We start from the raw sequence: 25,630 nt of genomic DNA, 5'->3' as shown, positions 1-25,630 counted from the left end.
TCTCCCCTCCTATTCGCTTTTCAGTTCATGCCTTCTGCTCCAAGTTTGAATCATATTAATAAGTAGTAGGAAAAGGAGAGAAATAATAAGCATCACAGCCGCTACAGCTGTTGCTCCTGCATAATCATATTGTTCGAGTTTCGTCATAATCATAAGCGGTGCAATTTCTGTTTTCATTGGCATATTACCTGCAATGAACACGACAGATCCATATTCCCCTAACGCCCGCGCAAAGGCGAGTGAAAAACCAGCAAGTAGAGCAGGGAATATTTCTGGCAAAATAATTTTCAAAAATATTTGGAAGCGTGATGCCCCTAAACTAGAAGCTGCTTCTTCTACTTCTTTATCAATACTTTGCAGCACTGGTTGCACCATCCGAACGACAAAGGGCAAACCAATAAACGTAAGCGCCACAATAATGCCGAGCTGGGTAAAAGCTACTTTTATATGAAACAGATTAAATATTTTTCCGATCCAACCATTTTCCGCATAAAGCGTCGTAAGTGTAATACCAGCTACAGCAGTCGGAAGAGCGAATGGTAAATCGATTAGTCCGTCTAATAACCGCTTCCCTGGAAATGTGTAGCGAACGAGTACCCAAGCAATTAATAAACCAAAAATGGCATTTACGATTGCCGCTGCAAGTGAAGTTGTGAAACTTACTTGATACGAATGCAGCACGCGCTCACTCGTTATAACCCCAGCAAACTTCTTCCAGCCTAGCTGCGAAGTTTGAATAAATACGATAGAAAGTGGTATAAGTACGAATAAACTCATATATAGCATTGTAAATCCAAGAGATAATCCAAACCCTGGTAAGACACGCTTCTTCCTCATATAACGTCACCTCATCCCCCCTTATTTTTTATACATTTGATCGAATACGCCGCCATCATTAAAATGCTTTTCTTGTGCTTTTTTCCATCCTCCAAATAGTTCATCAACTGTAAATAATTGAACTTTCGGAAATTGTGATGCGTACTTTTCTGCTACTTTTTCATTACGAGGGCGATAAAAGTTTTTCGCCGCAATTTCTTGCCCTTTTTCTGAATACAAATATTCAAGATATCCTTCTGCTACTTTTTTCGTTCCCTTTTTATCAACGACTTTGTCTACAACTGCTACTGGCGGCTCGGCAAGTATACTAATCGAAGGTGTTACAATTTCGAATTTATCTTTTCCAAGTTCTTTTTGTGATAATAACGCTTCATTTTCCCAAGCGATTAACACATCACCAATTCCTTTTTCAACGAAAGTTGTTGTTGCCCCACGTGCCCCTGAATCTAGTACTTCCACGTTTTTATAAATTTGACCGACAAACTCTTTCGCTTTATCTTCACTATTCTTATATTTCTTCAGTGCATATCCCCACGCCCCTAAATAGTTCCACCGTGCTCCCCCAGATGTTTTCGGGTTTGGTGTAATGACAGACACACCTTTTTTCGTTAAATCATCCCAATCTTTAATTCCTTTCGGGTTTCCTTTTCTCACAAGAAATACAATCGTTGATGTATACGGAGTAGAATTATCCGCAAGTCGCTTCTGCCAATCTTCTGCTAGTTGTTTCTTCTTACTAATCGCGTCAATATCATAAGCGAGCGCTAGTGTTACAACGTCTGCTTCTAAGCCGTCAATAACGGAGCGTGCCTGACTTCCAGATCCCCCGTGTGATTGCTTTACATTTACTGTTTGACCATGCTTCTCTTTCCAATACTTCGCAAAGTCTTTATTGAAATCTTGATATAACTCACGCGTTGGATCATATGAAACATTTAAAAGTTCGACTGTCTTCTTATCTGCACTTCCTTCAGAATTGTTAGTGGATGTTGCCGAACCACACCCTGACAAAAGGACAAATGCTGATAATAAAACACCTGTACTTTTCATTAATGCTGTCTTACTCCACTGTTTCATATATAAAGCCCCCTTAGTTTGTACAATAGAAAAAGGCACACAATCTATTCACAAAAGTGAACGTTGTGCGCCTTCAGTTTCTCTGATGAGCTTCTATTGTATTCTGTTTGATTTCTTTCCATTTTAATTCCGTAATTCACATGTGTCAACTTGGAATTCGGAATTATTATATAAGAAACTTCATACAAGCTAAAAATCAGCGGGAATAGAATCCCACTGATTTTAGTTTCGATTTATTTCTTTAACTTATCTGTCTTCGCAATAAATTGAGCTGCTTCTGCGCGGCTTACCGCTTTATCTGGAGCCCATCCATTATCTGTTCCAACTGAAATATTTTCTTGGATTAAAATGTTCGCATACTTCGTACCCCAATGATCTTTTAAATCAGCAAATTCTTTTGGTAGTTTAATATTTTCATTTCTTTCTAATTTATATGCATTCACAAGCATAGAAGCCATTGATGCACGGTTAATTAGCCCGCTCGGATTAAAGTTACCCTTATCATCACCTTTTACAATGCCAGCTTTTTCAACTGCTGCGATGTAAGGTGTAGCCCAATGATTTTGAGCATCGCGGAATGATGGCTTCGCATCTTTATTAATTTCTAATCCTAAAACAGTAGCTAATATTTTTGCTGCTGAACCACGATCGATATTTTCAGCTGGTGCAAATGTACCATCTGGCTTACCGTGTACTGCCTCTTTGTCTACTAAATATTGAACTGACTCTTGTGCCCAAGTCGGTACATCTGAGAACTTAGATTTCTTTTCAATTGCACTCGCATCGATTTCAAACTGCACTTGATATTTATGGTCATATTTAATTGCTGGAATTAATATGTGCATTTGCATATTATATTTTTTCGAGAACTCATCGATTTCAAATTGAACAACTTTCGTACCATTATTTGTTTTATCTTCAGAGATCACTTTCACATCATGGAATGTCCCTAATTTATTAGTATCTTCTACTTTAAGATACTGGAAATAGCTACTATCTTGTACTGTTAACGTAACAATTTTTTTGTCACCTTGAATTGTTACTTTTACATTTTTTAAATATGTAGAAGCAACAGATGTTTCATTCGTTTGATCTTTATACGTTTTTAAAATAACGTCATATGTACCATCTGCAAGTTTACTATTTGCTTTCATTTCTACTGCCGCTTCTGCTTTCGCAATCGGTGCCATAATACCACTGAATGGAACTGCTAAAGTTGCTGCTATAACGAACGCATTAACATATTTTTTCTTAATCATTATCAATGTCAAATAAAATTAATAATACTATTTCCTACATAAGTACGCCTTCCGCTCATTTTTAAAAAGCAAATAATGCGCCGTGTGAACTTTTCTTTCCAAATAATCAATAGAATACGAGCTTGATGGATCAACTAAATCACCTATCGCCCCTGAAAGGTGATCAATTACCTTTTGCAATGTTTCTAAGTTCTTCTTTTCCCTCTCCATATTCATTTCATCCATAATGTCACAAATAAGATATTGCACTTTCCGTAAGCGTAATTCCTTCTGCTCCACGTATATCTCCTCCTTATTAGTCATATTACGGTTTAAATATATGGGCTTATAGCTTAACCAATTCTAAAAAATAACGTGAAACTTTAATGAGTAAGAATTTTGTCCATCCAAACTAATCCAGCTTTTTTGGGACAAAAAGATATCCATCTCTATACATGTAGTCATAGTGATGGATATCTTTATTTTTATACTTGCAATGCCTTCTCTCTCAAAGCTCTTCGTAACAACTTACCAGTTGTATTCTTCGGCAATTCTGTTAAAAACTCAATGCTCTTTGGCACTTTGTATTTCGCTAAATGCAGCGTGCAGTAATGCGTAAGCTCCTCTTCTGTTACGTTCGTTTGCTTCAGAACGACGTAAGCTCGCACTGCTTCTCCTAAGTTTTCATCCGGTACACCAATTACGACAACTTCAGCCACAGATTCGTGAGTATATAATACTTCTTCTACTTCACGAGGGTATACGTTATAACCACCAACTAGGACGATATCTTTTTTGCGATCGACGATATAGAAGTAACCTTCTTCATCCATTTTCGCTAAGTCACCTGTATATAGCCAGCCGTCTTTAAGTGTCGCAGCTGTATCTTCTGGCGCATTATAGTAACCCTTCATAACGTTAGGTCCGCGAACAATTAGCTCCCCAACTGCACCGACAGGTACTTCTTCCCCAAGTTCATTCACAATTTTATTTTCTACATGCCAAATATTTGTACCAATCGAACCTGGTTTACGAGGACGATCTAACGGATTAAAACAAGTAACTGGTGATGCTTCTGATAAGCCGTATCCTTCTGAAACAATCACATCAAAACGTTTTTCAAAGTTTTGCAGAAGGGCAACAGGCATTGACGCACCACCTGAAATACAGAGACGAAGCGTCTTTACATCTTCTGCGCTTGCTTCTTCAAATAAATATAAGTAATTGTACATCGTCGGCACACCTGCAAAAATCGTTGGTTCATACGTACGACAAATACGGAATACTTCTTTCGGACTAAACCTCGGTACCATTAAAATCGTTGCCCCGTTCACAATCGGCGCATTTACTGCAACTGTTAAACAGAACACATGGAACATCGGCAATGCCGCAACGACGCGATCATCCGCAGTATATTGTAAATATGACGCAACATCGCTTGCGTTACTATATAAATTTTCATGTGTTAACATAGCGCCTTTTGGCTTTCCAGTTGTACCTGAAGTGTATAAAATAACAGCTACATCTTCTTCATCTAGTTCAGGACCTTCGTAAGTTATATCTCCAGTTCCTATAAAACTAGTAAACGTTTTCATTTTTTCCGTTTCTGTATGAGTAAAATCTGATGAGGTTTCGCATATGATGATGTTTTCAAGTGAAGGAAGTCTTGTTGTAAGAGATTGTATAACAGGTAGAAGGACGTCGATTACAATGATTGTTTTTACATCTCCATTTTGTAATATGTAATGTATTTCGTCTGCTGTATAAATTGGATTAATCGGAATGACAGTTGCTCCGGCTTTCATCGTTCCGTATAAACCTACTAAAAAATGTGGTGAATTGCCTACAGCTAATGCGACATTGTCCCCTTTTCCAATGCCCATTTTTGCTAAATTACTAGAAAACCTAGTGACCACTTTGTTTAATTGGTCATAAGAGACCGACTGATCCATAAATATGTACGCCGGTTTATCCCCCTTCTTTTTTGCCGTTTCAGCCAAAGATTGAACGAGATTCACACAAACCCCACCTTTATAAAATTTAGAATATTTAAAAATTCTAAATTAATTATATTAAAAGAAAATTAAAGTAGCAAGTGATATTCCATTAATCGAATATACATAAACCACTTTCTTCCAGAATACTTTAGTAAGATACGAGAATTATATGTGAAAGAAACAGGTACAAACATATAGTTAAACTGTGGCTAAAATCATTGTAGGATAATATGCACTCATCTTTCCCCTAAGTTTTTCACCTTCCTCTTTATTTAAAGCCGTATACTCTCCATACAAATTGAGAGCGTCCGCTCCATTTTCATGCAAGTAGATTGTAACATATAGTGTCGGTAATCCTTTATTGTCTTCATCTATCGACAAGACAACATCTGGCGTTTTACCAACGCTACTAAACGTTTCATTTCTTTTCCATTTCTTATTTTGAAACATAGTTTGTATATCATTTATTTTTTGTTTGTTATTTGTATGCGTATAATATATGACATTATCCTTCGCTGGCTTTCCAATAGACAAAGTCGTACGGTTTGAAGAAGTTTCATCGTTACAAGCTGTCATTCCAATAACGAAGCTGATCAATAATATAAAGTGTATTATCCTTTTCATTTCGATCATCCTCCTTTTAGTATATATATTCCTTTATAAGGAGCTGATGACCTGTAAATATACGTTTTGCGATAAGTGAAATTATATCGGCGATTTTTCGAATATATCGACCATAACTCGAAATATATCAGCGATTTTTGATATATATCGATCGTAAACCAATTTATATCAGCGATTCTTGAAATATATCGACTTACCGACAAAAAGTGACAATCTATATAAAAAGAAAGAGGCTGTCTTTTATGACAGCCTCCCTCATTTTTAGAAGAATAAATGCAAGAAATCTTCTGTTGTAATATTACCGAAGTAGCGTGCGATATCTACGCCTTCTAAAGCTACAATGAATGCATCTTTATCAAATTGTACGCCTGTTAGACGCTCTTCAATGTCATGAACATCTAGTGATCCGAAGAAGTCACCGTAAATTTTACATTCTGTTACTGTTCCTTTTTTCACTTCAAGACGAACGTCAACTTGTCCAACTGAGAAGCGGTGTGAATGTTGTAAGTTGAACTTCGGAGATTTTCCGTAGTTCCAATCCCAATTTTGGTAGCGCTCTTCAGAAAGTTTATGGATTTCTTTCCAATCATTTTCTGTTAATTCGTACGTTGGAATTTCTGTTTCTCCTTCGAAAATTGTTTCTAGAAGAAGTTGTCTAAACTCTTCTGTCGTCATTTTTTCGTTTAAGAACTCTGTAATATTCGCAACGCGGCTACGGATTGATTTAATTCCTTTTGATTGAATTTTATCCATTTTCACTTTTAGTGCTGATACAACGTGATCGATTTCAGAGTCAAATAGTAACGTGCCATGACTAAACATACGACCTTTCGTTGAGAACTGCGCGTTACCTGAAATTTTTCTACCTTCAGCTAAAATATCGTTACGACCACTTAGTTCTGCATTTACGCCTAATTTACCAAGCGCTTTCGTTACAGGCTCTGTGAACTTTTTGAAGTTGCTGAAACTATCTCCATCATCTTTCGTAATAAAGCTGAAGTTTAAGTTTCCTAAATCATGATATACTGCGCCTCCGCCTGATAGACGACGAACAACATGAATACCTTGTTCTTTTACGTAATCTGCATTAATTTCTTCTACTGTGTTTTGGTTTTTACCAATGATAATGGAAGGTTTGTTAATGTAGAACAGTAAATATGTTTCGTTAATATCTAAATTCTTCACACAATATTCTTCAATCGCTAAGTTTATTCTAGGATCTGTAATCCCTTTATTATCAATAAATAACATCGTATCACCTCATGAATTCCATACGTAGCCACTATGCGCTAGCGTAATATGGCCACTGAAAATTTGTTTTGCTTCTGTTACTAAATCAGATGGGTTTCCTGTATGCGGTAAGTGCGTTAATAAAAGTTCTTTTACATTCGCATCTTTCGCAATACTTGCCACTTCTGTACTATTCATATGCCCTGCTTTTGCAGCCTCTTGATGTGCATACATATTACACTCACAAATGAAAAGATCAGCATCTTTTGTGAATGGAATAAATTCAGGAATATAACTGGAATCTGCGCTATATACTACAGCGTCACTACCAGCTGTAATGCGCATCGCAAAACATGTAACAGGATGAACAGTTTTTAAGAATGAAATCGAAAACGGTCCAATTTGAAGTGTTTCTTCTGGATTGTAGGCGATTCCTTTCGTATGCGGTTCATGCGTTAAAGAACGGAATCCATTCTCGTCAAACGTATGACCGTATATTGGTAATTCCGGTAGTTGTCCCTTTGTCGCACTCGTAATTAATCTCGCATATTGCAATACCCCAATGTCTGCAACATGATCGTGATGATAGTGCGACAGTACAACTGCATCTATATGAGATGGTGTTATATATTTTTGAAGCTGTGCTAGTACACCACTGCCACAGTCTACAAGTAAACGAAAACCATCGTGTTCAAACAAATACCCCGACGTTGCTTCTCCCGCTTCTGGAAAGCCGCCCCAAAAGCCGACAACAGTCATCTTCATATGTATCCATCCTTTCTAAAACCGCGTAGGAATGCCGTTTTTTTCCGTACTTGAGAAAGTTTTTTACTTACATCCTACATTGTTAACTATAATCCATTTCCTAAACTTTTTCATTAATTTTCACTTTTGTTATAAAACAGTTGTTGACTTTTGTTTTTTGTACTAATACAATGATAGTAAGAAATGGAAATGGAGGGATTGACATGATCGATCAACCAATGGAGTTTTTCCGAAATTTACCGACGAAAACTTGTGCTCATTGCGGGAAGGAAATTGATGAGCAGCACGAAGCATACCATAACAAATGTGACGATTGCGTTCACGAAGAATAGTAGTTTGTAAACATAAAAAAACCTAGCAGACATAGTCTACTAGGCTAATAACATCGTATCCTTCATCGTTGAACCTTTCACCAAGAGCTCCAGTTCAAACTCATACAATTCTTTTTGTCGATAATTTTTCGTATGGATTTTATCCATCATTAAGTCGACAACTTTTCGGGCCATCTCGTCGATTGGTTGTTCAATTGTCGTAATACCTGGCTCTGTAATCTGCGCCAAAATTTGATTATCAAAACCGATCACAGCGAGATCTTCTGGAATACTCCAACCATGGCGTTTCGCCTCTGAGATAATTCCAGCTGCAACCTCGTCGCCTCCTGCCAAAATCGCGGTAGGATTTTTTTTGTCCTTTAATACTTCATTGAATATTCGTTTTCCATCATCCCAAGAGAAAGCGTTTTCAAGAAAATCGATCGCTTCCACTTCTCTACTCTTTTCAGTAATAGCGCGTAAAAAGCCCATTTTCCGCTGTTGGCTCACTACTTTCGTTTCGTTGCCACGGCAAAAAATCAGATTACGATATCCTTGTTCTAATACATGATTGGCAGCTATGTATGCACCCTGTGCATGATCGAACTTCACTGTTGGAACATTTGCTTCCTCAATATATTCATTACATAACACGATTGGACCGTGTTGCAAGTATGGCTCCACATTCTCCCATGGATTTTCTAGTGAACATAGAATAATCCCATCTACTTGTTTCGTAGATAATAATTGTAAATACTCCATCTCTTTTTCCGGTAAATATCTTGTTTGACAAATAATCAGTTTATATTTATGTTCAGAAGCAGCAATCTCGATTGCTTCAATAAATCTACTAAAAAAAGGATTTGTAATCCTTGGAACAAGCACCGCAATTGTTTCTGTTTTTTGTTTACGAAGCCTTCTCGCCGCAGAATTAGGAACGAAGCCTAAATGCTTCATTGCTAATTGAACCCTTTTCTTCTTCTCATCTGAAACATATGGATGATTATTGATCACCCTAGAAACCGTTGTCCTTGATAACCCCGCTAATTTCGCCACGTCCTCGATAGTCGACACGAAATTCCCCCCTTTGCATGAAAACGTTTTCTTATCCTGATTATATAGTATATTATTGGAAACTGCAATATAGGTTCTTATGATTTTACTATATTAATATTATACATAGGGAAAAGTCTGTTAATAGCAGGGAATTACACACTACTTTTAGAATTTCACAATAAGAATATTTATCAAATAAAGGATGATATTTCATGAATCGGACGGATCGTTTATTAGCTATATTAATTGAATTACAAAGAAAACAAACTGTCACAGCACAAAGCTTAGCTGAAAAATTCGAGACAAGTATACGCACTATTTATCGAGATATGGACGCACTCAGCGAATCCGGTGTTCCCATTTTTTCAATGCCTGGTCACGGCTATTCATTAATGGATGGTTATTTCTTACCACCCATTCAGCTTACGCCAGAAGAGGCCGTTACTCTTTTATTGGGCGGTGATTATATTGAGAAAGCTTTCACCTCTTCTTTTTCTGTACATGCGCAATCAGCAAAAGAGAAACTTGAGATAGTCCTCCCTACTGATCAACAAAAGAAAATTGAGGAATTGCGAGGAACTTTCCGTTTCCTTTCCCCTATATTTTCAAACCAGCAAGCCGAGCAAGAAAAGCTAGAGAGCCAACTTTTCTTGTTACAAGAAGCTATTCAAAGAGAGCAATCTATCTCTTTTTCGTATCGTAAACCGAGAGAAACTACAAAAACAAAACGTACCGTTCATCCTTACGGTTTAGTCAACATTTCTGGAATTTGGTACATCGTTGCTCATTGCTTACTGCGAAAACAAATACGTAATTTTCGCTTAGACCGTATGGATACATTACAGCAAGAACAAGAATTTTTTACAAAACCGAAGGACTTTTCTTTACAAGACTATCAACCTGAAAACAATCGTACTGTTACGATCCATTTATTATTCCCAGCCCACATTGCACATAAAATTATTGAATCACGATACTTTTTTATAGATTCATACGAGCATAAAGATAATGATTTTCACGTCTTTTTGAAATCAAGAAGCATAGACGAAGTATTTCAATGGGTATTAAGCTGGGGAAGCCAAGTGCAAGTACTAGAGCCAAAAATTCTTTCTGAGAAAATATATGATGAAGTAAAAAAAATGTTAAAACTTTAATTTTTCATTTTACTACTGACATAATGTTGTCAGCATCCCTCCTTTATTGTAGGTATTAACAAATACATTTTCTTAAAAAGGGGATAACAATATGAACAGTACTGTTATGTTAGAGAAATTCGAAAGTTTAGCAACGTATTATGTGAAGGAATTAGACAAATATACGATTGAACAATTTAGAAAAAAACCTTCTGAAGAAGAATGGTCGCTCGGTCAAATGTATAACCATCTGCTAGCTGCTGCATATATGCAATTAGATGCACTCGAGAAATGTAAAACTGAAACACCATCTGTAGCTAACAAAAAAACGGATATGGGTGAAAAAGTATATATAATGGGGGCTTTTCCTGACATACAAATAAAAGTGCCAGATTATCCGGGATATACACCCGAAAATCGAACTACTAAAGAAGAATTACAAGAACATTTTCTGGAGTTAATTACAATTGTTAAAGACATTAAACCAACACTTACTTCTATTCCAAATGATTGTAAAGTAGAGCATCCTGGGCTTGGTTACTTAAATGCGACAGAGTGGTTCCAGCTTATTTCTATGCATTTTGCACATCATCTTCGTCAGAAAGAAAGATTGGAGATAAAAGTTTTAGTGTAAAGAATGATAAAAGGTGGTTTGTCCATATCCAAACCACCTTTTTCATACAAGCTTATAATTATACTTCCCACCTATCCTTACGGTTTAGCTATTTCCTGCATAAACCCAGCCATGCTCGCTAATAAACTAGTGAAAACGAAAAGTACAATAATAAGAGGGATAAGTTTGTCTTTATTTAAATTCGTTATCGTTTTTAAACCTATTCCTAATAAAACGTAATACCAAATATTAAATATATCTATTCTTTGAGCGATTGTATGCAAGATCATATTATCTGTCGCTATTGCACCTAAACCTGTATAAGATATCTCATACCCACTTAGAGAAAATGCAATTAATCCGTTTAAAATCATCCCTAATCTTAATACAAACGAAGCATAAATGATTATCGGGAATGTTTCTTTATAGTTAATATCAACTCCAAAGAAAATCATAATATTCTTATAGAATATAGGTGCAAAAAGTATAGCTATGATTCCGCTGACTGCTGAAATTCCAAATGTGGTAAAGAAAGTTATGTATTTTGGAACAGTAAATCCCGTTTTATCATGAAACATACTGAGTACAGGATTGTTTAAAGTATTCCAAGACATTAAGGCACTTGAAATTATAATAAGCACAATTAAAAGAGCTAACGGGAAAAATATATTTCTTTGATTCTTCATCCTTTTGAATTGTAGTGTTGGTGAAGTGAATATCCCAATAATCGATGGTTTTCCCGAAATCTCTTCCTGTATAAGACTACTAGCTTGCAAGAAAATTCCCCTTCCTTATTACACTTATAACTCCTCCCACTTCGTCCACACTTCTCTCCCGTTTATATGGTACATATTATCCTCACGATCCATAAATCCATGCACTATGAATTCTCGTCTAATCGTACAAAAATCATCATGATATTGTTTTATGAATGTATTAATTTCTTTTTCTGTATATTGATTTTCAGCGTTTAACTTGCTCACTAAATACTCTAACAATACTAATTTTTTCTTCTTTTGACCTGGAATCGATTTTAAACGATTCTCTTTATCAAAAAAGTTACGAATGGTCGTATCCCTAAATTTCATTTCGCTTTCGGTCATTTTGTTGTCCTCCATCAGTTTTTATGTAATAAAACTTTATTGTTTGTCCTTACTATTTTTCCTCATTCTTTTACTTACAACATCCACAAAGTAATACCCGCTAATTAGCACATAGTAAACTAAAAGTATTCCTAGTGCATCTTTCATATTTATATATTTTTCTTTATGAAACAAGATAGGTGAAAGGGCGTAAACAAGAAAGATGATTAGCGGATTTAAGATAAAATAATAAGTAAGATTTCCTTTCATCATATCAACTCCCATGTAATATACTTCTATTCAAATTGTTGCAATTCCTGTTCTTTCATTTAGCCTAAACATGAGATATGGTAAAATTAAGGAGAAGATACTCTTTGGAAAGTAAGAACAATTCTGAGTAATATTCAAAAGACCATACACCAAATATGCAATGTTGCATATTTGGTGTATGGTCTTTCTTGCTATAATAATATCCATATAGATTGTATCTTAAATAAAAAAAGGATTATATGCAATGAATCAAATTTTAAAGGATGCAAAACAACTATTACATCATGAAGAAAATATTTTATCCATTTTAAGATGTTCACTTACTGGCTATATTATTACACATAATGTCCCTCGTTCCGGAGTGTTACTTGCCACTAATAGGAGGGTTATTTTTTATGGACAATCATTCAAATGTTGTAAAAATGCATTGATTGTGGAATTTGAATATAAAAAAATTCTATCCATAGAGACGAAAAGAACATTCTTTGATAAAAAACTAATATTTTACTATGAAGACGAATATATAACGGTGGGACAAATTTCAAGCTCAAATATTGAGGGTTTTTTAAATGTAATACAGAGAAAAAGAATTCAATAAAGTGAAACTTTAATCAGTGGTTGATTTTGTTCATCCCCCACTGATTATTAGCCTACACCAATCGGGATTTTACGGAATAAAATACTTTTCATCTAAAAGAGAAGTACAGTTCACCTTTCTTAAAACTGTATTTCTCTCTCATCCACACTTCTCTTAATTTACTTATCACCCTCATTCTCATAACCTATTATTAAAATTAATAAATTATATATGGAAAATTATGTTATAATTAACTTATACATATTTTGGAGGGAAAATAGTGAAAAAAGCTATTATAGTATTAAGCATCCTATATCTTATTTTAACCGTACATACGGGAGCCGTTCTTTTAGGAAAAGAAGATTATAGAGGTGCTATCAATACATTAAAAGAAACGAAGGAAGTCTCTTCATTTCAATCTGCAAAAGACGGTGTGATTTTATTAAAAGGAACATTAACTACTGCGCAACCTATTACAGAGGAAAAACTTCAAAATAAAGAATTTGCACTTCTTGAAATTAATACATATAAACGACGAAAGGCAAATTGGAAAAACATTGATACCGAGCAGCATATTGCAAAGCAGCTCTTACTAAACAATGAGGCTCTTCCTGCATTAAAAGAAATCCGCTTCTCAATGGAACCAATTACACTGTCAGGAAAAGATATTTCCGCCGAAGACTACACACTAAAAAAAGATGATACTCAATTAACAATTAAAGGTAAAGGATACCGATACACAGGAATAGAAAACAAATCAGACACTCTTATTTTTGGTATAAAAAAAGGAGATACACTTGAAGGGTATAGTGGCTCTGAAATTCTAATAGGAAAAACAAAAGAGGACATTTCCAGCAACATGAAACTATATACTTTTGCTGAAAGATATGGTCCATTTGTTTGGATTGTAGCAACAATTATTCTTATAAGTATTGTTATATACTTGTTCCGTAAAAATAGAAAAACAAATGAACTTTCTCAACCAATAAAACAAGACCAATAAAAAAGGCACCATTTCGGTGCCTTTTTTTATTGGTCTTATTTAAGCTTCAATCGATTGATTCTCAGCAATATTTTTAAACTGTCGTTTGTGCATCCAAGTTAATGAAGCAATTGTTCCAAGTGATAATAAAACGATAAAGATCATTAATATCCCTATATTTTGCCACATGAAGTTAAAGTCTCCGCTTGATACGACTGCTTTCAATCCTGATACAGAATATGTCATCGGTAACCAAGCATTAAATGGTTGTAAATACTTCGGAATCAACTCTAGCGGGAATGTTCCAGCACTTGTTGTAAGCTGAATAATTAATGTGATGATTGCGATGAAACGCCCTGCATCACCGAATGCTGTTACTAAACATTGAATTAATGAAATAAACGCTAAGCTCGTAACAATACTAAAGAGTATAAAATATGGAATACTTTGTACTTCTACACCTAACCAGAATAGTAATATGACATCTGCTACTATTGCTTGAATAATACCGACTGATAGTAAAACACCAAACTTACTAATAAACCAGCTGAATCCTGATTTCGGAACGCCGACTGTATCGCGTAATGGGTATACGATAGATAATAGTAATGCCCCAACGAATAAACCGAGTGATAAGAAATACGGTGTGAATCCTGTTCCGTAGTTTGGAACTTCCGCCATTTTCTCCGTCTTCACTTTTACAGGGCTTGCAAACATATCATACGTTTTATCCGTTCCTTTCACTTCACCAGTTTTCTCTGCGCCTTCTCCAAGTTTCTCAGCAAGTTCACCTGAACCGTCGTTTACTTTTACGAGGCCATCTGTTACTTTACCAGATCCGTCTGCTAGTTTATTTACGCCATCGATTAGCTGAGTTGAGCCTGTTGACATTTGATTTAGGCCACCATTTAGTGTACCTAAGCCAGTTGTTACTTGACCAGATCCATCTGCTAATTGATTTACTCCACCTGCCATTTGGTTTGCCCCTACAGATAATGTGCCTAAACCGCCTGTTACTTGACTTGAGCCATCTGCTAATTGGGTTACTCCTACTGATAATGTACCTAAGCCGCCTGTTACTTGACTTGAGCCATCTGCTAATTTCGTTACGCCTACAGATACTGTGCCTAAACCGCCTGTTACTTGACCAGATCCATCTGCTAATTTCGTTACGCCTACAGATACTGTGCCTAAACCGCCTGTTACTTGGCTTGAGCCGTCTGCTAATTGATTTATTCCACCTGCCATTTGGTTTGCTCTTTCAGATAATGTGCCTAAACCGCCTGTTACTTGACCAGATCCATCTGCTAATTGATTTATTCCACCTGCCATTTGATTTGCTTCTGCAGATAATTGACCTAATCCAACTGTCACTTTCCCAGATCCACTTTGTAATTGCGTTACTCCATCAATTAATTGAACTGATCTATCTTTTAATTTATCAGCACCTATTTTTGCATTATCTAATCCCTTACCAAATCCATGAAACTTACTAACAAATTCATTTTGTGCGTTCGTTAGTTTCTCAATACCACCTGCTAGAGTTTTCACCCCCTCTGGATTTGGTAATTTGTTTTGCAATCCATTTGTTGTTTGATTGATTTCACCTTTTAATTGTTTTACTTCTTCATTTAATTTATTTGTTCCACTTGCTACTCCGGTAGCTTTTTGCTGAACTGTCGCTGTACTTTTTACAGCACTTGTTATGAATGGTTGTAACTGCTCTTGATATTCTTTTGGTAAACTTTCAATTTGCTTTTGTAAATTCGCTACCTCTTGCGCTGCATTTTTGGCATCTCCTGCTGTTGATTGTGTAAGTTCATTTAACTGATTTACATTCGCCCCAGCTCCATCTATTTTCTCATTTACTGTATTCAATATAGAAGGAACTTTCGACTGCATTTCCTCTAAGCCTGCAGCAGAATTTTGTACGTTACTATTTAAATCCTGCAATCCCTTTTGAATCTCTTGAGACCCTTTTTCTAATTCACTTTGTCTTCCAACAAGTTGTTCCATACCATTTGATAGTTCAGTTGTTCCTGTTTTTAATTCACCTGATTTACTTACTAATTTGTTCAAGCCATCGGTCACTTTCTCAGATCCATCATGCAATTCGCCAATTCCTTTTTGCATTTCACCCGTTTTGCTATTTAGCGCATTTAAACCGCCTGTTACTTTGCCTGACCCATCTACTAATTTTCCTATACCTGTTTGCATCTCACCTGTTTTACTATTCAACGTATTTAAACCGTTCGTTACTTTCCCGGAGCCGTCTACTAATTTCCCGATACCTGCATTGCTATTTAGTGCATGTAAACCATCTGTTACTTTGCCTGATCCATCCACCAATTTCCCTATACCTGCATTGCTATTTAATACATGTAAACCATCTGTTACTTTGCCTGATCCATCTTGCAATTTCCCTATACCTGCATTGCTATTTAATACATGTAAACCATCTGTTACTTTGCCTGATCCATCTTGTAATTTCCCTATACCTATCTGCATTTCACCCGTTTTGCTATTTAACGTATTTAAACCTGTTGTTACTTTTCCGGACCCATCTTGTAATTTATTAGATCCATCTGCTAATTTCTGAACTCCATCCTTCATCTCTCCAGACTTCCCTTGAAGTGTATGAAGGCCATCCGTCACTTTACTTGAACCATCATGCAGCTCACTTGATCCATCGTGTAGTTTATTTGCTCCGTCCGCTCCATCTGCTAATCCTTTTGAGACGTCTTTAATGGAATCAAACATTTTCTCTGCATATGTTTTCGTTAACGTACTTGATACTTCACCTTTAATCTTTTCGATTGCTGTTCCGCCAATTTGTGAAGATAAGAAGTTCAAGCTTTCGTTTGGAATGTATTCTAAGTTTAATGGTTTTGGATCATCTTTTAATAACGTTGTAGCATTACTTGAGAAGTCATCTGGAATGCGTACTAACATGTAATACTTTCTACCTTCCATTCCTTTTTTCGCTTCTTTTTCACTTACAAATTCCCATTTGAAACTTGTATTATCTTTTAAGTTATCAACGAGCTCTTTTCCGACCTCAATTGGTTTCCCATCAAATACTGCACCTTTATCTAAATTGACTACCGCCACTGGCAAATCATCTAACTGTTTATACGGATCCCAAAAGGCCCATAAAAACATACCTGCATATAAAATCGGTACAAATAAAACCGCAATGATTGGGATTAATATTTTTTTACTTTTTATAATCTCTGCAAATTCTTTACTAAGCAACTTATGCCATTTCATAATTTATCCCCCTTTTCAAAAATGACCGAAATGTATTTTTAGTCATTTTCACCCAAATAAAAAGGCTATATCTGTTCATACATATGCCTTATCCCCGAATTTATACTATGCACATTTTCATCTACATGATTATATTTAACCATCCTCCTTATACGATTGACCAATTTGTTCAATTGGTCAATTTTTATAATATTAAAAGGATTATCTTAATTTGACAATCCTTTTAGTAAATAAAGTTCGAATAATTCCGATATTTTTTCTTTTTCTAACGGTTCATGATTTTTTTCCCAATCAAAAATAAGCGATACGTATAAGCGAAGCATAATAAATGCTGTAATTTCTGGATCACATTTGCTAATTTCACCTTTTTCAATCGCAATCTTTAAATACGATTGAATGACAGAAACGATTTCCACATCTACTTGTTGCATCACTTCTTGTACTTCTTTCGTTCCCATATCACGCTCTTCTTGAATTAACTTAATCATGAGCTGATGTTCTTTTCTGAATTCTAATATGCTATATAATGCTCTATGTACATTTTCAAAAAATGAAATATCTGAACGAATTGCATTTTCTGCAACTTGCTTCATCTCTGTAATTAAATTAGAAATAATTTCACCAAATAGTTCTTCTTTATTTTTGAAAAAAGTATAAATCGTTCCTTTTCCTACATTCGCTAACTTCGCAACTTGATCCATCGTTGTTGCTTTATAACCGAACGCTGAAAAAGACTTTGTTGCAGCTTCAATAATAGAACGTTTTCGATCTATCGCCACATCGTCACCTCCAAAAATGACCAATTGGATAATATAGTCAATCAGTACATCTTTGATATTACCACACGCTTACATTCTATACAAGTTCTCTTTTTTATTATTCCCAGTATAAAAAAATTCCAGTCAATCTATATAATACTGTCATAGTGTATCAGAAAAAAAGGAGAAAGGAAAAGATGTTCTTCAGATATAATTTTTATGAACACCTTTTTCTTATTTCAGTTTAGAAAGCTTAATTTTGTCTAAACTAGAATTCAATATGTCCTTCCTTTTCCTTTCAATCTGACAATTTTCTTCTACAGTTAAACCTTACCTAACAACAACAAAATTCCTCTTTTTCTAATAAACAAATAAAAAAACAAGAAAATCCTTACATTTAATAGTAATATAGAAAGTAGACAGATTTATAAAAATAGTGGAGGCTTTTTCAGTCATGATGCGTGCGCTTCGTTTAAATATAAGGCAAGCTTTTTGTAATCGTGTTTCTTTAATTATTATGTTTAGTGGATTAGCTCTTATTTCTATTTATCATTATTATTATGTAATTCGTTATTTAGGAGACGCAACGAATGGGGCTATAGCAACTGCATTTAAATGGATCGGGTTTCGTAATAATGAAATGGATATTTATTTATTATTAATGCCTGTTATTGCAAGTTTACCATTTAGTACGAGTTATAATTCCGATAAATCCGATGGTTTCAAAACTTTTATAAGTAAGGAAATTTCCCTATTCTCGTATTCCTTTACAAAGTATATCGTTACATTTTTCTGCGGTGGATTTCTTTATACTTTACCGTTCATTCTTTCTTTATTACTTTGCAAATTAACAATTCCAAATGGAGATCCAACTGTCGGTACTAGCATGATAAATGGCAACGGAATGTTCGCAGAGTTATATTTTTCTTCTCCCATCACTTATATTTATCTATATATTGGGATTAATTTTTTATTCGCTGGTTTAATGGCCCTCTTAGGTTTAGCAGCGTCCACATGGTCACAAAAGGATTACATGGCACTTCTATTCCCATTGGCAGTTACTTCCATTCCCTTCGTCCTGCTAAATACAATATTCCCTACAATAGGCGGAGCACCTATTCACTTATATGATCCAAAACAGCCATTACACGGGATGTCACCATACATTTTACAATGTACATTTTTCTTCCTTGTCAGCTTATTTATGTACATAAAAGGATTACAACGGGACAAAAAAAGATATATGAGAAGACTTCAAAAACGAGATCGATGTAGAAAAGCTTTTCAGCCATTGTAAAAACCTAATTTCCTCACGTTATCTTGGAAATTAGGTTTTTTTATTCATTTACGGCGTACCAGCCAATCCCCACAAAATAACAACAGCCGCAAAACAAATTGCTTTAATAGCTACCACTAAACATAATGCAATAATTGCATATTTACTTAATTCTCTTCTTGCACCGATTAAAGTAAAAATAACCGCCAAACTAAACGTTATATAGGAAGATGCTGTATGTATTAAGTTATACGTAATGTCTAAACTTTCAGTAAGCCCTGTTACATCAGCTACAAATTGGAGCATCACGATCGTACTAAAAAAAATTGCAAGCTGATTCATTAACTTTCCGTTTAACCATGCTTGCATCTTTAACCTCCTCATTATAAAAAACCGAATTTTTAATTAATTTCAACGTGATTTTTACAGAAAAAGAACGCTTAGTATATTTCTAAGCGTTCCCCTACTTTAAGAAGCCTTCTTCAAATCAATTTGAACAAGTACTGGATCGTGGTCACTTACACGTCCATGTTCTTTCATAATGTTTGAGTTTAAGTGTACAGGGTCTACAATTGTGTGCGGTGCGATGTTGTTTGTTACTAAAATATGATCTAGCACTTGTGCGTTACCTTCATGAATGTACGTGTAGCGGTTCTCTTTCGGCACTGTGTTTAACATATCTTTTAATATCGTTCCCTCTAGTGCTTCTAAAGGTTTAGAGAATTCAAAGTCATTCATATCACCTAATACAACAACTGGTGCATTTGTATTCTTTTCTTGAATACCTTGTACGAAATGATTCACTTCTTGTGCTAATTGAACTCGTTTTTCTTCACTCTTTAATACGAGCGGCTGCACTTTTCCAAATGGCGTTGCATCTCCTAGTTTTGAGTTTAAGTGATTTGAAATGACAACAAGGTTTTGTCCTTGGAATGTAAATTCTGCCGCTAACGGTTTACGTGTACTTTCAAATAAAGGATTTTCGTCTCCAATACGAACTACATTTTTATCTAGTAACTTCGGTACTGTCGCTAATTTCACACGAGATGGGTTATAGAAGAAACCGACGCGAATATTCGCTCCAGGTGCCCCGCCGTCTTGATTGTTGTTCGGCGCAATTTCTACATACTCATACTTCGGTCCACGAATTTCTAATACAGCATCAATGATACGTTTTGCGCTTAAAGATGCATCAGTCGTACCGTCATTGATTGCTCCATTATTATCTTGCATCTCTTGTACACCGATAATATCAGGCATTTTTAAATTATATTTAATAGAATAAGCTAACGCTTTCACTTTTTCATCTGTTGTTTCTTTTTTGTTCGCTGAGAAGTTTTCAATGTTATATGTAGCAACTGTTAACTTATCAAGACGCGGCTGAATATTTGCCCCTACTTGCTTAAATCCGCCGTCCACTACAGATGGTAATTCCGTTACTGGCGAAATGCGGAACGAACCGTAGTCATATCCTACTACGCCTGTTATATCTCCAGTGAACGTATCGCCTACTTTCGCGACATAATCACGAGGTACTTTTACAGAAAGGCGCTCTGGATTTAATTGCTCTTTATCTAATAAAGGTGTACCATACTTCGTTACTACTTTATCTCCGCCATTTTTTACTGTTACATATAAATTACCGTTTTTCTGCGGAGCGATAATTTTTGGCGTTGGCATCGTAACGCGCATGCCTTCTACACTTTCATAAAAGTCGATTGCATCTTCATTTGGATCAAATAGACCGAATGCATCATTATCGATAATTTGATCAGGGATTTTTACACCGTTTTCTCCTAATACAATCGGCGCTGGTAAAGGTTGATTTTTTGCGATTACTGCAACGCGACTCGCCTTAATTTCCGTCGTCGTTAAGTCTGTTTCAAATCGCTCTGCATATCCAGGTCCAACATATTCTTCTACTTCTCCATCAACTTGGACAAGATCTCCTACTGCTACATTCGCATCTTTTTTGTATACGTAAATACCTTCAGAAGTAGCTGGATCATTATCCGGCTGATTATCTTCTACATAAAAACCATTTTTATCAAGCGCTGTGACAACGCCCTCCACACTGTTTACTTTCTTCCCATTGTAAGGAGAAATATGTGATTTCCCTTGAATATCATGAATACGAACTGGTTCATTATTTACGATAATAAATGAAAATGTTGAAATCGCTGAAGAAGTAAGCCCTTCTTTCTCAGCGATTGCTTTCACTACACTATTTTCATTCACTACAATTCGTCCGTTATAACGAACACTCTTGTTTGTAGGGTTAGAGCCATCTAACGTATAGTAGATTGTTGCTCCTTCTGTATTCGTTGTTAATGTTACTGCTGTTCCTTTTGCAACTTCTCCACCATTTGGTGATGCCACTACATCGCTAACGCGGTTTTGTTCTTCTCCTTGAAACTTATGAGCTGTTACTGATTTTAAACCTGGGCTACCGAAATATAACTCAAGCGTCCCTGTCAACCTAACTTTCTTCCCGATATTTTCAGGATGATCTTTCACGTTTACAGCCGTCCTCACATCACCTTTTGGCAATTGAACAGGCATGATCTTGTCTGGATTTGTTTCGTTTGGCGAATCGGCAATTGCCACGTTTGTGTCGTCAAACTTAGCCGGATCTTTCGTGTATTTAGAAGGACTTTGCGTATACCCAACGATATATCCTTCCACTATCCCCTTCGTTTTCCCTTGCTGCTTAAATACTTGAATTGCTTTTTCTACTGACATAGAAGTAGTTTCTTCCGCCTGCGCTAAAGTTCCAGTAAATGAAAGCAATAACATTAATGATAAAAAGACACTTAACAATTTCTTCACAGCCATCTCCCTCTCCCTATTTCATATTTTCTCAACATTTCTATCATATCAAATGATTCGTTATATAGAACTATATTTCGACAAGTTTTACACAAAATTTATTTAATTTACAAGTTTTCAAACTATAATACAAAATAACTTATATAAGTTTATTGACTAAAGGTATTTTATCCAATAAACAAACGCCTTCAATATAATTGAAGGCGTTTTGTTTGAAATATTTTAATGTGCGACTAATTTAGTCTCCATTACTTTCTCTAAATGAAATAACACACGTTTCGCCGCTAACTCACCTTGCTCAATACAAGCCGGAAGACCAGAACCAGCGTAAGAACTACCTGCCAAATACACACCTGGCAATTCTTCCTCCATAAATGTTGTGAGCTTTTTCATTCGCTCTTTATGGCCTACTGTATATTGAGGCATCGCTTCTTTCCAGCGGCTTACAATTGTAAACTCTGGATTCTCTGTAATATCCATTGTCTTTTGTAAGTCCTCTAATACGAGCTGTACAATTTCTTCGTCAGTTTGTTCAACAATCGCTTCATCACCTGGGCGTCCGACGTAACAGCGAAGAAGCGTTTTTCCCTCTGGCGTTGTATGTGGCCATTTTTTATGTGTCCACGTACACGCTGTAATTGTATAATCACTATTTCTTGATACGACAAATCCGGTACCATCAATATCACGCTGAATTGCAGACTTTGGGAAAGCAAGTGCCACGTTTGCAACTGATGTAGACGGAATGTTACGGAAGAAACGAAACTGCTTATACTGCGCAAACATAGATGGCAATACTTTATGCGGCGTCGCAACTACAATCGCGTCTACTTCCATTTCTTTTCCGTTACTAAGCGTAATCGTATAACTATCACCAAGTTTTGCAACCTTTTCGATACGAGTTCCCTTCATTACCATATCATTAGGAATCTTCGTTTCAAGAGATTCTACTATAGATTCTAAACCGGTTTTCACAGTTTTAAATATTCCTTTTTTCAATTCAGCCTTCTCTTGCTTTGGAGCTAGCGTACGCATACCGAGTGAAATACTACGGTGCTCCTGTTCAATTTGATAAATTTGAGGGAATGTTGACATTAAACTCATTTCATCAATATCCCCTGCATAAATACCAGATAATAATGGCTCAATTAAATTTTCAACGACTTCCTTTCCAAGGCGATGTCTGAAAAACTGCCCGAGTGATTGATCAGAAACTGGTTTTGATCTAGGCATTAATAAGTCAAAACCAGCTCTTAGTTTACCAATTGGGGAGAACAATCCGGAAAATAGAAACGGCGTAATTTGCGTTGGAATTCCCATCATTGAACCGCTCGGCATTTTATGTAACCGATTGTTTACGAGAACGAACGCTTGACCGGCCTTATTATTTACAAGTTCATCGCCAAGTCCTAATTCTTTCACTAATTTAGCTGCACTCTCTTTTCTTGCTAAGAAAGAATCAGGACCGCGTTCAATTGTAAATCCATCTTTTTGAACGGTTTGAATTTTCCCGCCAAGTTTACCAGACGCTTCTATAAGCGATGCATCTATCGGCAAGTTTTTTTCACGAATTTCTTTTTGTAAGTTATACATTGTTGTCAATCCTGTGATGCCACCGCCGATGATCACAACTTTTTTCCTCAAGTAAGCTCCCCCTTTCTACTTACATTACAGATTCTTTTTTCTTTAATACAACATCTGCTAAACAGTCGATAAATGCGTCCGATGCGTTTGGCATTTCTGGACGATAATATTTCGCGCCAATTTCATCCGTTACCACTTTACACTCAAAGTCATTGTCATATAAAACTTCTAAATGTTCCGCAACAAATCCAACTGGTGCGTATACGAATGAAGTATAACCGTACTTTTCATTTAGTTCTCTCGTTAAATCTTGTACATCTGGACCAATCCAAGGGTCTGGTGTATTTCCGGCACTTTGCCAACCTACTGCATAGTTTGCTACTTCAGCACCACGTGCAATATAGTCAGCTGTTTCGTTTAATTGATCTGGATATGGATCGCCGAGTGCGATAATTTTTTCTGGTAAGCTATGTGCAGATACGATTAACACTGCTTTTTCACGTTCTGCTTCTGACATACCGTTATATATACCTTTCACTGCATCGACCCAATACTGAATAAATTTCGGTTCTTTATACCAGCTATCGATGCCGTGAATTGCTAGGTTTCCAAGTTTTCCTGCTTCTTCTTGCGCTCGTCCTACATACGACTTCACGCTAAAAGTAGAATAGTGAGGGGCAAGAACGAGTGCAATTGCATCTTCTATTCCATCTTTATGCATAGCTTGTACTGCATCTTCAATGAACGGTTCAATATGTTTTAAACCAAGATACATGTGGTACTCTACTTCATCTTGTATTTCATTTAAACGCGTTTCTAACTTTTTAGCTTGCTCTAATGTAATAGTAGCTAAAGGAGAAATACCACCAATCGCACGGTAACGCTCTGTTAAATCTTCTAGCATTTCAGGACTTGGCTTTCTTCCTCTGCGAATATGTGTATAGTAACGTTCAATATCTTCTTCTTTATATGGCGTTCCGTATGCCATTACAAGCAAACCAATTTTCTTTTTCATACAGACAATCTCCTTTACTTCGCTAACTGTTCTTTAGAGTACTCATGAATAAATGTAGTTAAGCGTTTTAATGTATCTGGATTTACTTCTGGGAATACGCCGTGACCTAAGTTAAAGATATAACCTGGCTGCTTCATCCCTTGATCTAAAATACCTTTTACATGTTCTTCAATAACAGGCCAAGGTGCTAATAAGAATGAAGGATCCATATTTCCTTGTACCGCCTTGTGAACACCACGTGCGCGTGCTTCTTCAATCGGTAAGCGCCAATCTAAACCTACTACATCAAGCGGTAAGTCGTGCCATTCATTCACTAAATGTGCAGCACCTACGCCGTGCATAATCATTGGAACACCCACCTTACGAACTTCTGCAAAAATACGCTCCATCGCTGGTTTAATAAATATACGGTAATCCGCTACATTTACTGCTCCAACCCAAGAATCGAAAATTTGAACCGCTTTTACTCCTGCGTTAATTTGCGCTTTTAAATATGTAATAACCATATCTGCAAGCTTATCCATTAAAGCGAACCACGCTTTCGGCTCTGCATACATAAACGCTTTCGTATTATGATAGTTACGAGAAGGACCGCCTTCAATCATATAGCTCGCTAACGTAAATGGAGCTCCTGAAAAACCGATTAACGGTACATCTAACATTTCTGTCGTTAATAAACGAATTGTATCTAGTATGTAAGGTACGTCATCTTCTGGATTGATTTCCCCTAATTTTTCTACGTCTTGTAAAGAACGGATTGGACTATCGATAACTGGACCAATGCCAGATTTAATTTCCACATCAACACCAATTGCAGGTAGTGGTGACATAATATCTTTATAAAGAATTGCTGCGTCTACGTTATATTGATCAACTGGCAACTTTGTAACGTAAGCGCACAACTCTGGATTATGTGTAATTTCAAATAAAGAATATTTCTCTTTTATCTTTCTATATTCCGGCTGTGAACGACCTGCTTGACGCATATACCATGCTGGTACATACTCTGTACGTTCCCCCCTACATGCTTTTAAAAATGTCTCATTTATAGTTCTTACCAAGACCCTAGCTCCCTTCCTTACCAATGCTTTTTCTTTAAATATGCT

The 25,630-nt window shown here is 36.1% G+C and carries 25 protein-coding genes; 6 read left to right on the top strand and 19 right to left on the bottom strand.

Annotated features, from left to right (window positions below):
* Positions 1–9: 9 nt before the first annotated feature.
* The 8 genes from cysT to MR066_RS04715 all read right to left on the bottom strand — a co-directional run bounded on the left by cysT (position 10) and on the right by MR066_RS04715 (position 7,768).
* Positions 10–837, bottom strand: coding sequence for a sulfate ABC transporter permease subunit CysT (gene cysT / locus MR066_RS04750; protein ID WP_242246139.1), 828 nt, complete (start codon positions 835–837; stop codon positions 10–12).
* Positions 838–858: 21 nt separating this feature from the next.
* Positions 859–1,914: a sulfate ABC transporter substrate-binding protein gene (locus MR066_RS04745; protein WP_242246138.1), complete on the bottom strand. Its 1,056-nt coding sequence runs from the start codon at positions 1,912–1,914 to the stop codon at positions 859–861.
* Positions 1,915–2,147: 233 nt separating this feature from the next.
* Entirely contained in the window at positions 2,148–3,173 is a 1,026-nt protein-coding gene (locus MR066_RS04740; RefSeq protein WP_242246137.1) for an S-layer homology domain-containing protein, read from the bottom strand.
* Between the two features lie 27 nt (positions 3,174–3,200).
* Positions 3,201–3,452, bottom strand: a complete 252-nt coding sequence (locus tag MR066_RS04735; protein ID WP_002030353.1) for a hypothetical protein — start codon at positions 3,450–3,452, stop codon at positions 3,201–3,203.
* Positions 3,453–3,637: 185 nt separating this feature from the next.
* Entirely contained in the window at positions 3,638–5,170 is a 1,533-nt protein-coding gene (locus tag MR066_RS04730; RefSeq protein ID WP_242246136.1) for a fatty acid--CoA ligase family protein, read from the bottom strand.
* Positions 5,171–5,347: 177 nt separating this feature from the next.
* Positions 5,348–5,773, bottom strand: a complete 426-nt coding sequence (locus MR066_RS04725) for a hypothetical protein (protein WP_002087112.1) — start codon at positions 5,771–5,773, stop codon at positions 5,348–5,350.
* Positions 5,774–6,034: 261 nt separating this feature from the next.
* Positions 6,035–7,024, bottom strand: a complete 990-nt coding sequence (locus MR066_RS04720; protein WP_242246135.1) for a lipoate--protein ligase — start codon at positions 7,022–7,024, stop codon at positions 6,035–6,037.
* A gap of 9 nt (positions 7,025–7,033) precedes the next feature.
* Entirely contained in the window at positions 7,034–7,768 is a 735-nt protein-coding gene (locus MR066_RS04715; RefSeq protein ID WP_002125830.1) for an MBL fold metallo-hydrolase, read from the bottom strand.
* A gap of 203 nt (positions 7,769–7,971) precedes the next feature.
* On the opposite strand from MR066_RS04715, the gene yhfH reads away from it, so the two are divergent.
* On the top strand, positions 7,972–8,100 hold the full coding sequence (gene yhfH, locus MR066_RS04710; RefSeq protein WP_000567010.1) for a protein YhfH: 129 nt from the start codon (positions 7,972–7,974) through the stop codon (positions 8,098–8,100).
* Positions 8,101–8,139: 39 nt separating this feature from the next.
* On the opposite strand, the gene MR066_RS04705 is transcribed toward yhfH, so the two are convergent.
* A complete protein-coding gene (locus MR066_RS04705; protein ID WP_002087115.1) occupies positions 8,140–9,153 on the bottom strand; it encodes a LacI family DNA-binding transcriptional regulator in 1,014 nt (337 codons plus the stop codon).
* 194 nt (positions 9,154–9,347) lie between these two features.
* Here MR066_RS04705 and MR066_RS04700 point away from each other — a divergent pair, with 194 nt between their 5' ends.
* The gene (locus tag MR066_RS04700) at positions 9,348–10,289 is read left to right on the top strand and encodes a helix-turn-helix transcriptional regulator (RefSeq protein WP_242246134.1); all 942 of its coding nucleotides are present in this window, start codon (positions 9,348–9,350) and stop codon (positions 10,287–10,289) included.
* A 91-nt stretch (positions 10,290–10,380) separates the two neighbouring features.
* Positions 10,381–10,902, top strand: a complete 522-nt coding sequence (locus MR066_RS04695; protein WP_242246133.1) for a DinB family protein — start codon at positions 10,381–10,383, stop codon at positions 10,900–10,902.
* Positions 10,903–10,979: 77 nt separating this feature from the next.
* On the opposite strand, the gene yknW is transcribed toward MR066_RS04695, so the two are convergent.
* The 3 genes from yknW to MR066_RS04680 are packed head-to-tail and all read right to left on the bottom strand — an operon-like array spanning position 10,980 to position 12,236.
* Positions 10,980–11,657: a YknW family membrane protein gene (yknW, locus tag MR066_RS04690; RefSeq protein ID WP_242246132.1), complete on the bottom strand. Its 678-nt coding sequence runs from the start codon at positions 11,655–11,657 to the stop codon at positions 10,980–10,982.
* A gap of 24 nt (positions 11,658–11,681) precedes the next feature.
* On the bottom strand, positions 11,682–11,984 hold the full coding sequence (locus tag MR066_RS04685; RefSeq protein WP_242246131.1) for a DUF2087 domain-containing protein: 303 nt from the start codon (positions 11,982–11,984) through the stop codon (positions 11,682–11,684).
* Between the two features lie 36 nt (positions 11,985–12,020).
* On the bottom strand, positions 12,021–12,236 hold the full coding sequence (locus tag MR066_RS04680; RefSeq protein ID WP_242246717.1) for a hypothetical protein: 216 nt from the start codon (positions 12,234–12,236) through the stop codon (positions 12,021–12,023).
* 241 nt (positions 12,237–12,477) lie between these two features.
* On the opposite strand from MR066_RS04680, the gene MR066_RS04675 reads away from it, so the two are divergent.
* Both MR066_RS04675 and MR066_RS04670 read left to right on the top strand, forming a co-directional pair.
* Positions 12,478–12,831 (top strand): PH domain-containing protein, encoded by a 354-nt coding sequence (locus MR066_RS04675; RefSeq protein ID WP_002087123.1) that lies wholly within the window; start codon positions 12,478–12,480, stop codon positions 12,829–12,831.
* Between the two features lie 259 nt (positions 12,832–13,090).
* A complete protein-coding gene (locus tag MR066_RS04670) occupies positions 13,091–13,813 on the top strand; it encodes a hypothetical protein (protein ID WP_242246130.1) in 723 nt (240 codons plus the stop codon).
* 39 nt (positions 13,814–13,852) lie between these two features.
* On the opposite strand, the gene MR066_RS04665 is transcribed toward MR066_RS04670, so the two are convergent.
* Both MR066_RS04665 and MR066_RS04660 read right to left on the bottom strand, forming a co-directional pair.
* Complete coding sequence (locus MR066_RS04665) at positions 13,853–17,062, bottom strand: YhgE/Pip family protein (protein WP_242246129.1); 3,210 nt, start codon at positions 17,060–17,062, stop codon at positions 13,853–13,855.
* A 206-nt stretch (positions 17,063–17,268) separates the two neighbouring features.
* Positions 17,269–17,841, bottom strand: coding sequence for a TetR/AcrR family transcriptional regulator (locus MR066_RS04660; protein WP_061688996.1), 573 nt, complete (start codon positions 17,839–17,841; stop codon positions 17,269–17,271).
* A gap of 433 nt (positions 17,842–18,274) precedes the next feature.
* Here MR066_RS04660 and MR066_RS04655 point away from each other — a divergent pair, with 433 nt between their 5' ends.
* On the top strand, positions 18,275–19,117 hold the full coding sequence (locus MR066_RS04655) for an ABC transporter permease (protein WP_016101578.1): 843 nt from the start codon (positions 18,275–18,277) through the stop codon (positions 19,115–19,117).
* A 48-nt stretch (positions 19,118–19,165) separates the two neighbouring features.
* Here the strand turns inward: MR066_RS04655 and MR066_RS04650 are convergent, their stop codons facing one another.
* From MR066_RS04650 to hemE, 5 genes are all read right to left on the bottom strand, one after another.
* Positions 19,166–19,465 carry a hypothetical protein gene (locus MR066_RS04650; RefSeq protein ID WP_242246128.1) on the bottom strand — a complete coding sequence of 100 codons (300 nt, stop codon included), beginning with the start codon at positions 19,463–19,465 and terminating at the stop codon, positions 19,166–19,168.
* 99 nt (positions 19,466–19,564) lie between these two features.
* Positions 19,565–21,931, bottom strand: coding sequence for a DUF6359 domain-containing protein (locus MR066_RS04645; protein WP_242246127.1), 2,367 nt, complete (start codon positions 21,929–21,931; stop codon positions 19,565–19,567).
* A 216-nt stretch (positions 21,932–22,147) separates the two neighbouring features.
* A complete protein-coding gene (gene hemY / locus MR066_RS04640) occupies positions 22,148–23,569 on the bottom strand; it encodes a protoporphyrinogen oxidase (protein WP_242246126.1) in 1,422 nt (473 codons plus the stop codon).
* A gap of 19 nt (positions 23,570–23,588) precedes the next feature.
* Positions 23,589–24,524, bottom strand: coding sequence for a ferrochelatase (gene hemH / locus MR066_RS04635; RefSeq protein ID WP_242246125.1), 936 nt, complete (start codon positions 24,522–24,524; stop codon positions 23,589–23,591).
* Positions 24,525–24,538: 14 nt separating this feature from the next.
* Positions 24,539–25,585, bottom strand: coding sequence for a uroporphyrinogen decarboxylase (gene hemE, locus MR066_RS04630; protein ID WP_016101582.1), 1,047 nt, complete (start codon positions 25,583–25,585; stop codon positions 24,539–24,541).
* Between the last annotated feature and the right edge of the window lie 45 nt (positions 25,586–25,630).

Source organism: Bacillus cereus group sp. BfR-BA-01523 (assembly GCF_022662615.1).
GTDB classification, from domain to species: Bacteria; Bacillota; Bacilli; order Bacillales; family Bacillaceae_G; genus Bacillus_A; species Bacillus_A mycoides.
The sequence above is the reverse complement of the archived record's forward strand: the minus strand, read 5'-3'. Positions and strand labels throughout refer to the sequence as shown.